This window comes from Variovorax sp. DXTD-1, assembly GCF_003984625.1.
Lineage (GTDB): Bacteria > Pseudomonadota > Gammaproteobacteria > Burkholderiales > Burkholderiaceae_C > Variovorax.
The window spans coordinates 133,078-143,726 of record NZ_RWKH01000016.1; the positions used below are offsets into that span (position 1 = coordinate 133,078).

The following is a 10,649-nucleotide window of genomic DNA, read 5'->3' on the forward strand; positions in this document are numbered from 1 at the left end:
GACTAATTTTGACATCTGTTAACTCTTTGTAACGAGAGAATCCGCATTCGTCGGCGCTGGTGCCGATGGGGTCAGCACGCCCTCCGAGTCGGCGTGTATTGCTGTCACGCGAGAGAGATCAGGGATATGAACAAAAATTTGCATCGTATTGTGTTCAATGCGAAGCGCGGCTTGCGCATGGTCGTTCAAGAAACCGCGAAGAGCACCGGCAAGGGCTCGTCGAAGGCGACCACCGTTGCAAGCGGCGCGCTTGCCGGTGCGGCGGCCATTGCTCCGATGCTCGTTGCTGCCGCGCTCGCGGGCCTGCTGTCGGCCTCGCCTGTTCAAGCCCAGCTCGTCGGCGCCCCCAACGTTCCCGGCAACCTGCGTCCCACGGTGCTCGTGGCGCCGAACGGCGTGCCCATCGTGAACGTGCAAACCCCGAGCGCGGCGGGAGTCTCGCGCAATGTGTTCAATCAGTTCAACGTGGCCCCCAACGGTGCCATCCTGAACAACAGCAGAAACACCACGCAATCCCAACTCGGCGGCTTCATACAGGGCAATCCTTATCTGGCCGCCGGCCCCGCACGCATCATCGTGAACGAGGTGAACGGCGGCAGCGCGAGCCAACTGCGCGGCTACATCGAAGTGGCGGGGCAGCGCGCGGAAATCATCATCGCCAATCCGGCCGGGATCAACGTCGAAGGCGCCGGCTTCATCAATGCATCGAGGGCCACACTGACGACCGGTGTGCCGCAGATGAATGTGTTCGGCGGTCTCGACAGCTTCCTGGTGCGCGGCGGCACCATCACGATCAATGGCGCGGGGCTCGATGCCAGCAAGACGGACTATGCCGCGATTCTCGCTCGCGCCGTGGAAGCCAATGCCGGCATCTGGGCCAGCGAGCTGAAGGTCGTGACGGGTGCGAACACGGTCAGCGCCGATCACAGCCAGATCACGCCGACGGCAGGGACCGGCGCTGCACCTACCTTTGCTTTGGACGTGGCCGCCCTCGGCGGCATGTATGCCGGAAAAATTGTCCTGATCGGCACCGAGGCCGGTCTCGGCGTGCGCAACGCGGGCACCATCCAAGCTGCCCCCGGCGCGACCGCATTGGCGGGTGCAGGTCAGCTTGTGGTCACGAGCGCCGGACGTCTCGAGAACATCGGAACGATCCAGAGCACAGCCGACGCGAGCCTCGCGGCAACGGGTGTTGCCAACAGCGGCAGCATCAGCAGCGGCGGCAATCTGAGGGTCGTTTCACAAGACACGCTGGCCAATTCTCTTGGCGGCAAAGGCGGCACGATCGAAGGCGCTCGCATCGAGTTGAGCAGCGCAATGGGCGACATCGACAACCGAGCCGGTCTGATCCGCCAGACCAGCAGCACCGGCCTCGCGCTGAACGCGCCGACCTTGAGCAACACCAGCGGCGGCGTCATCGGGCTGGAGCCTGTTCCGGAAACGCCGTCCTCACCCGGCACTGGAGCGGGCGGCGGCGCGGGCGGCACAGGGACTGGGACGGGAGGCACGACCAGCCCGACCACGCCCACGGCAGGCACCGGCACGGAGACCGGCTCCGGCGGCACCATCACGCCCGCGCCGTACGTGCCGCCGTCGCCGGGTGCGATCACCGCCGCCGGCACGATCCGCAATGACGGCGGCAAGATCTACGCCGGCGGGCCCATCAGCCTGCAAAGCGCCAACATCAACAACAACAACGGCGGCACGCTGAGCGTCGCCAGCATGGCGGTGAGCCAGCCGACGTTCGACAACCACGGCGGCACGCTGAATGTCAGCAACGGCTTCAGCGCCAATGTCGAGCGCTTCGACAACACCGGCGGTACGCTGAATGCCGGCAGCCTGAATATCGCCACGAGCGGCGACCTGATCAACATCGACGGCAAGCTCACCAGTGAGACCGACGCCACGCTGGCGGTGGGCGGACAGGCCGACAACACACGCGGTTCGATTTCTGCGGCGGGTGCCCTGACCGCGACTGTGGCCGGAGCCACCCTCAACAACAGCGGCGCCCTGGCTTCCAATCAGGGCCTGACGCTCAACACCGCCTCTCTCCAAAACACCGCAGGCAGCATCCAGTCGGCCCAAGCCGGCGTGCAGCTTGCCGTGACCAACCAGCTGGTGAACGGCAGCGGCGGTTCCGTCAACGCGGCCACGGACCTCGGCATCCAGGCCGGTTTGCTCGCCAACGGCGGCAGCTTGCGCGGCGCGAACGACGTCAACGTCGCGGTCGGCGGCGCGTTGGCCAACGACGGCAGCATCACCGCAGGCCGCAACACCGCGATCACAGCCGGCAGTCTGCAGAGCGGCAACACTGGCGTGCTCGGCGCGGGCATCCAGAGCGATGGCAAGCTCGGCGCGGTGGGCGACCTGGTCGTGACCACCACCGGAGCGCTGCTGGCCCGTGGCACCAACCTCGCAGCCGGCAACGCGACGCTGCAGGGTGCGAGCGTCGATCTTTCTGCGAGCCAGACCAGCGCGGCCAACATCGCGATCACCGCGACCCAAGGCAACGTGATCACCGGCAACAAGGCCACGATCGCCACGCCGGGCACCCTGCGCATCACGGCCAATGCCCAGCCCGGCCAGACCCTGGTCAACGACGCGGGCACGCTCAATGGCGGCCAGCTGGACCTGAACGTCTCGAACATTGCCAACACGAACGGCGGCGAGATCGTGCAGACCGGCACGGGGGCGACGACCATCGCCACCAGCGGCACCCTGAACAACGACGGCGGACGCATCGCGAGCAATGGGCAGGACCTGAGTCTGGCTGGCGCAAGCATCACCAACGCCGGCGGCAAGATCGAGCATGCCGGCACCGGTACCCTGAGCATCGCGGGCGGCAACTACAGCAGCACCGACGGCCAGATCACGGCCAACGGCGCACTGACGGTCGCCATGTCGGGCGCCTTCAGCCAGGACGGCGCCAAGGCCGCGACCAGCGCCAAGCAGATCACGATCGACGCCGGCTCGCTCGGCAACCGCACCGGCGCCCAGATCGTGCAGACCGGCACCGAGGCCACGCGCGTCACGGCGGTGGGCGCGCTGGACAACAGCGGCGGCATCATGGCCAGCAACGGCAACACAAACATCGCAGCCGGCAGCTTGACGAATCAGGCCGGCACCCTCCGTGCGGCCGGGACTTCCGACCTCGCCCTGACCGTGGGCGGCCTGCTCGACAACAGCAACAAGGGCGCAATCAGTGCGGGCGGGAACACCACCGTGGTGGCTGGCAGCCTGAACAATGACAAGCTCGGCAGCATCACTGCTGTAGGGAACTTGAACGTCAAGGTGGACGCTGCCGCGACCAACGTCGGCGGCACGCTGGCCGCCAACGGCAACACCACGCTGGAAACAGGGACGCTGGACAACAGCGGCGGCGGAGTAGTTGCCGCAGTGAATGGCAATCTGGGCGTTGAGACCCAAGGCGCAACGACGAACAACGGCGGCACCTTGCAGGCCGGCGCTGCGACCACGCTGGTCAACAGCGGGCTGAGCAATGTCGGCGGCAAGGTCTTCGGCAACAGCCTGTCGGTCGACACGCAAGGCAATGCACTGGACAACAGCAAGAAGGGCACTCTGGCGGCGACCACCACCGTGGATGTGAACTCGGGTGCGCTGAACAACGATACGGGCCTGATCCAGTCCGGTGGCGCGATGACCATTCACACGGATGGCAACGTACTCAGCAACACCAATGCGGCAGGCTACACCTCGGGCCAGGGCGGCATCGCCAGCGGCGACACGCTGACCCTGACGGCAGGGAAGGTCACCAACACGGCCGGTTTCATCGGCGCGAAGAACGCACTGGTCGCCAATACGCAGGCCTTTTCCAACACGGGCGAAGGCCAGGTGCTCGGGCAGTCCACGGTCACGCTCGACACCCATGGCGCCGAATACGACAACACCGGTGGCGAGACGCTGGCGGTGGGCAACCTCAACATCTACGCGGGAACACTGACCAATACCAAGGGCCTGATCCGCTCGGCGGCCACAACGACGCTCAATGCCGCGAGCGTCGTCAACAGCAGCACCCAAGGGGCGGAACAGGGCATCGAAGGCCAGAACGTCGACATCGCGGCGCAGTCCATCGTCAATACATCCGGTGCGATCCGCGCCGACCAGAACACCACGCTGAGCAGCAGCGGGAGCATCGACAACAGCGCCGGCCTGGTGTCCGCTGGCAAGGTGCTCACCGTCAAGGACCCCAGCGCGGCCAAAACCCTGTCGGTGCTCAACACCGGCGGCACCCTGGTCGGCGGTGAGAACGTCGTTCTCGATGCCGGCTCAGTCAGCTGGGATGGCAAGCTGCTGTCGCTCCAGGACATGACGCTGTCGGTCACCCAGGACATCACTTTCGCGGCAGGCAGCGAGACCGTCGCGAACCACAACCTGACGATTTCAACGACGGGCGACATCACCAACAGCGGCAAGCTGGCCGCCGGCAACGATCTGACGCTCTCCGCGAGGGACATCGACAACAAAGCCACCGGCGACATTCAGGGCAAGACCACTACGCTGAATGCCAGCGGCACGCTGACCAATCGCGGCGTGATCGACGGCGGCACCACCCGCATCAATGCCGGCACGCTGGACAACCTGGGCACCGGCCGCATCTATGGCGACTGGGTCGCGATCGGTGCCGGCACGCTCAACAACAGCGCCGAGACGGTCAGCGGCGTGGCCTCGGCCGGCACCATCGCGGCGCGCACCCGCCTGGACATCGGCGCCGGCACCATCAACAACAGCAATGGCGCCCTGATCCTCAGCGCCGGCAACCTCTACATCGGCGGCAAGCTGGTGGACGGCAAGGCCGACGATGCGGACAGCGGCGCGGCCAACGCATTGAACAACCATGCCGCGACCATTGAGTCGGTGCAGGACATGGGCATCAAGGCAAATGTCCTGAACAACACCAACGGCGGCGTGACCTGGACGACGCAGACCAGCTCCGACGGCAAGCAGCACACGGAATACGCGCTGCCCGGCAGCGCGACGCGCTACGACGCCAGCCAGCTGGTCTTTGTGAGTGTGGGCGGGCCCAACTTCGACTTCGCGCACATGAACGGGGTTCTGTGGCCCAGCTTCGTCAGCTACGCCGCAGGTCCTGTGGCCGGTCCGTTTGCCGGCATCCTGGTGCCGTCCGCCAACTATCCGCTGTCCCGCTACAGGGCTTATTACACGAACGCGCCGCGCAACAGCAGCGACCTGCATGGCACCCGGCAGGTGAACATCGATCAGACCGAGTCCTATACGGAGCCGGGTGCCTGGTACTCCCGCTCCGATCCGATCTGGGCCACCTTCGGTGTGACGCCGCCGGGCACGGACACACCGACTGACTCAACTCAAGCCCAGGCTTACCTGGATGCCCACGAGCGCCTCGACGCCGCGACCGAAGCCTTCATTCGCGACATCTACGAGAACTACGCGCGCTCCTATTACGCCTGGGTCTACACCGAATCGACCACCACCCCGGTGCTGCAGACCTCGTCGCCCGGCCGGATCATCGCGGGCGGCAAGATGGACATTGCCGTGGGCAGCGGCACCAACGACATGAGCCAGATCCTCGCCGGTGGTGCGCTCAACGTCACCGGCGGAACCATCACCAACAAGAATGTGGAGGTCTCTGGGGCGCAGACCCGCACAGGCTGGCAGCATTTCCAGGCGGGGGTTGGAGATCCTACGCAGGTCACCCCCTACAACACCAGCGATCCCATCACCGTGACCCTGGCTGCGGCACGGCAAGAGGGCAATGTGACGGTGGTGGGCAGCGGCGGATCCACCGGCACGCTCGCGCTTGGCCACACCAACCAGGGCGTGGCCAGCGCCAGCGGCGTCAACGGCAGCAATCCCGCGGGCGTGGGCGGTGGCACCGGCACGCCGGTGAACGCGCCGGGCGCAGGTTCGGGCGGCGCGGCAGGCCCCGTCGTCCACTCGATCATCGAGGTGAACCTGGCGGCCAGTTCGGAAACAACGCAGGTCGTGCGCACCACCTTGCCGGGCCTGACCGTGCCCACCGCCAGCCTGTTCCGCACGCATGCGGAAGCCTCGAGCCGCTACCTGATCGAAACCGATCCGCGTTTTGCGAACCAGCGCAACTGGCTCAGCAGCGACTACCTGCTGAACAACCTGGGCCAAGACCCCAACAACACCCTCAAGCGGCTGGGCGACGGCTTCTACGAGCAGCGCCTGATCCGCGAGCAGGTGGCGCAACTGACGGGCTACCGCTACCTGGACGGCTACGACAGCGATGAAGCGCAGTACACCGCGTTGATGGATTCAGGGCTTACCTTTGCGCGCCAGTACGGGCTGCGGCCCGGCATCGCGCTGAGCGACGCCCAGATGGCGCAGCTGACCAGCGACATCGTCTGGCTGGTGGAGCAGACCGTTACGCTGCCGGACGGCAGCACCCAGCGCGTGCTGGTGCCGCAGGTCTACGTGCGCGTGAAGAACGGCGACATCGACGGCTCGGGCGCCTTGCTGGCCGGCAAGGAGGTCAACATCCAGCTCGATGGCGACCTCGTCAACAGCGGCACCGTCGCCGGACGCAAGACGGTCAGCATCACGGCGGAGAACATCCAGAACCTGAACGGCCGCATCTCCGGCGGCAGCCTCGACCTCAAGGCCCGGACCGACCTGAACAACATCGGCGGCACGATCGACGCGGCCAGCCAACTCAAGATCGAAGCGGGCCGCGACATCAACGTGCGCACCACGACCAGCACCAGCGCGCTGGCGCTGGACTTCGCGCCTGGGGCCGCGAGCCTGCGCGGTGCCACCATCGTCGACCGGGTGGCCGGCCTCTACGTGAGCGGCCCCAAGGGCGTGCTGGTGGCTTCGGCCGAGCGCGACGTCAACCTGATCGGCGCGCTCGTCGCCAACAGCGGCAAGGAAGGCACGACCGAGATCGGCGCCGGCCGCGACATCAACCTGGGCACCGTCACCACCGCCAGGCACGACGCCACCGTTCGGGACGCCGGCAACTACCGCGCCGAATCCAGCACGCGGGAAGTCGGCACCCGTATCGAGACCAGCGGAGACATTACCCTGAGTACTGGGCGGGATGTCAACGTGCGCGCGGCCACCATCAACAGCGCCGAGGGCGCGCTGGAGGTGACCGCCAAGCGCGACATCACCATCGATGTAGGCCAGTCGACCTCGGTGCTCAACGCCGGGCGCCGCACCGAGGAGAGCGGCTTCTGGGGCAGCGACCGCAGCATGGAGCAAGGCACCTTCGGGTCAACCGGCGCCATCGGCAGCAGCCTGGGCGGCAAGACCGTGGTGCTGGATGCCGGAAACGATATCCGCATCCGGGGCTCGAACGTGGTGAGCGATGAGGGCACCGAGCTCTGGGCGGGCAACAACATCACCATCGAGGCCGCAACGCAGACGCGCGACAGCCAGTACGTCCGTGAGGAATCGAACAGCGGCATGTTCGATGCGAACTCGGGCTGGACCTGGGGCCACCAGGACATGCGCAGCACGAGCAAGACCGGCGAGAGCACGGCCGTGGGCAGTACCGTCGGGGCGATCTCAGGCAATGTTGTGATCACCGCAGGCAATCAATACCGCCAGATAGGCAGCGATGTAATTGCACCAGGAGGCGACGTCAACATCCTGGCGCGCGACGTGGAGATCGTCGAGGCGCGCGAGACGAGCCGCAGCGAAAGTACGCAGAGCTTCTCTCAGGGCGGCATCACGCTGGGCATCAAGGCGCCGCTAATCGACTTGCTGCGGAATCTGGAGGAAACCACCGAGGCGATGGGCAATACCCAAGATGACCGCATGCAGGCGCTGGGCGCGGCGAGCATGGCGCTCAGCGGCTATTCCGCATACCAGGACATCGCACAACAGGCGGTGACCCAAAGCAAGGGCGGCACCGGGGTGGTCAGCATGGGGGCGACCCTTACCCTCGGTAGCAGTTCGAGCGAGTCCACGCGCACTGAGAGCAGCGACAGCTCGGCCAGTTCGCGGGTGCAAGCGGGCGGCAATGTGACCATTACCGCCACTGGCGGCGGGCGTGACTCCAACATCCTCATACGCGGCAGCGAAATCGATGCGGGCAAGAACGTCAACCTCTCGGCGGAAAACAGCATCACGCTCGAGGCGGCTGCGAACACCCGCGAGCAGAGCTCCACCAGCCACAGCAGCAATGCCAGCATCGGTGTGGGCTTCACCTTCGGGCAAAGCAACGGTCTGACGATCGAGATGGCCGCTGGGAGCCAGAGCGGACGCGACAACGGCACCGATGGCGCATGGACGAACACCACAGTCAGTGCGGGCCAACAGGTCAACATCTCCAGCGGCGGCGACACCACCGTCCGGGGCGCCACGGTTTCTGGTAACCGAATCAATGCCGACGTGGGAGGCAACCTGCACATCGAGACTCTGCAGGACACCAGCACGTACCACAGCCAGAACAGTGGGGGCGGCTTCAACGCCACCATTTGCGCTTGGTATTGCACCGGCGACAGCAGCGTGAGCGTCTATGCCCACAACATGCAAGGGGACGGCAATTTTGCGAGTGCGACGCAGCAAAGTGGCTTCTTGGCGGGGAACGGCGGCTTCGGCGTCAATGTGGCGGGCAACACCAATCTCGTGGGCGGTGTGATCAGCAGCACCGATGCCGCCGTAATTGCAGGCAGGAACAGCTTCACGACAGGCAGTCTGACGATGACCGATCTGATCAACCACGACACGTTCCAAGGCAGCGGGTACAGCGTCAGCTTCAGCACCAGCACCTCGGGATCGAGTTCGGGCAGCGCCGGCATCGGCAGCAATGATGTCAATCAGTCGAGCCTCACGCAAAGCGGAATCTCGGGCATTGCAGGCAACGCGGCGGTGCGCACCGGAGTCGACGGCACCAACGCGCTGCAAAGGACCAATCGCGAGCGCGCCATGAGAGATGTTCAAGGGCAAGTCCTGATCACAGCGCAATTCGGATCACAGGCGTCAAGTGCATGGGGTCAGTATGCGAACGAACGCTTGCGGAATGCCACAACCGATGAGGAGCGGGCGTGCTGGGGGAGCAACGGCACATGCCGCGCGTCCGGGCACATGGTGATTGGCGGGCTGACAGGTGGTGCCGGGGGCGCCATTGGCGCGGTTGCGAGTACGCAGGTCGCCTCTTACGTTGACCAGACCGTCAGCGCGTTGGGGCTCACTGGCGCTGCACATGATTCAGTGGTGGCGGGGCTGACCATGGCCATCGGTGGTGCACTAGGTGGTACATCAGGAGCCGCTGGGGCATTGAACGAGGTCACGAACAACTATCTGACGAGCACTCAATGGGACGCGCTCGCGGAAGACATCAAGCGATGCCAAGCGCGGAAGTGCACGCAAGAGGAGCAACAGGTCATACGAAACAGCTATCAGGATCTCAGCAATCAACAGAACGTGGCGTTGGCCAATTGTGCGAAAACTGGGAACTGCGTCACCCTACGGGACGATGTGATTAATGGAACGGAGGCGATGATCGATCTGGCGGACGCGGGGAAACTGCCAATTGGCGCCGGGACTGGCAATGATCTGGGACAGTACGCGGGGCAGCGGCTGGCGAACGATCCCGCTTATCGAGAGACAGTGAGGCACTCAATCGACGTGCTGAACAATTGCAAGGCCAATCCTCAGCAATGTACGCAGCAGGCGATCACCGCTGCTGCGTTGATTGTGGCTCCGCTGCTAGGACCCGCTGGAGTTTCGTTGACTTGGGAAGGACTTGCCGTAGGCGGAACAATCGGGGCAGCAGCAAACGTGGGCGGACAGTTATATGGAAATGGCGGGAGTTTTAGTCAGCTCAATCCGCGGGATGTCGGGATGGCGTTCTATACGGGGGCGTTAACTTATGGGGCGGGATTCATGTCGTCGATGTTTATTAACACAGGAGGCGCGCTCGTCGGGTCGGGGATGAACACAATCTATATGAATCAAGCGCCTTCCGCTTCCGGAGGTAGCCTCTTGGGGGCCGCACTGGGAACAACGCTTGGTTATCCAGTCGGCGCTGTCACGCAGAACGGATTGAATGGTTATTTCAATCCATGGTACCGGCCAATGTGGCAAGACCTAGGTTACACCATGCAGAGTTGGCTGCAGCCTAGTGTTGTGCCCGGGATGAGTGGCGCCGGCGTTGGCAGCTTCTTGCAGGAGTTGGCCAATGCGGGAGTCAATAACCCAAATGTTCCACAAGGTACAGGCAACCCAACTAGAGGTGGAAGATGAACACATCGCGAAGTCTAGGCTTGAGAATGCTTGGAGTTCTGTTTTTGACCTTCCTCTTCATGTTTGGCGTCGGCTTTTCCTTGGCTGCTTTGCTTGCCATGCCCTTGATTCGCTGGGCAATCCATGGGGTACTCTATTTTCCGGTCAGTCCATCTGAGCTTTACCGTCTGCTCCTTGTCGTCCTCGGCGTTTCTGTTGTTGCAACGGTCGTCACGTGGTTGGCCGGAAAGTACAAAGGGCGTTGGTGAAATTGCTCAGACACTGCGCGCGACGGTGTAGATAAAAACATCAGGGAGAGAAATTGAAAACGAACTCGCTTGCCATGTTGGCCGGCGTGCTGTTGGGCGGTCCACTATTGGCCACGGCCCAGATTTCCAGCACCCCCCAGCCCTTCGTCGAACAGCAACGCCACCAAGAACGCGAACGCGCCT

The 10,649-nt window shown here is 64.4% G+C and carries 2 protein-coding genes; both read left to right on the forward strand.

The genetic code is table 11. From position 1 onward, the window contains the following. Nucleotides 1-126 precede the first annotated feature (126 nt). Nucleotides 127-10,218 carry a hemagglutinin repeat-containing protein gene (locus EJI00_RS16580; RefSeq protein ID WP_126748596.1) on the forward strand — a complete coding sequence of 3,364 codons (10,092 nt, stop codon included), beginning with the start codon at nt 127-129 and terminating at the stop codon, nt 10,216-10,218. Next, nucleotides 10,215-10,466, forward strand: a complete 252-nt coding sequence (locus EJI00_RS16585; protein ID WP_126748597.1) for a hypothetical protein — start codon at nt 10,215-10,217, stop codon at nt 10,464-10,466. The genes EJI00_RS16580 and EJI00_RS16585 overlap by 4 nt, the downstream gene beginning before the upstream one ends. Nucleotides 10,467-10,649 lie beyond the last annotated feature (183 nt).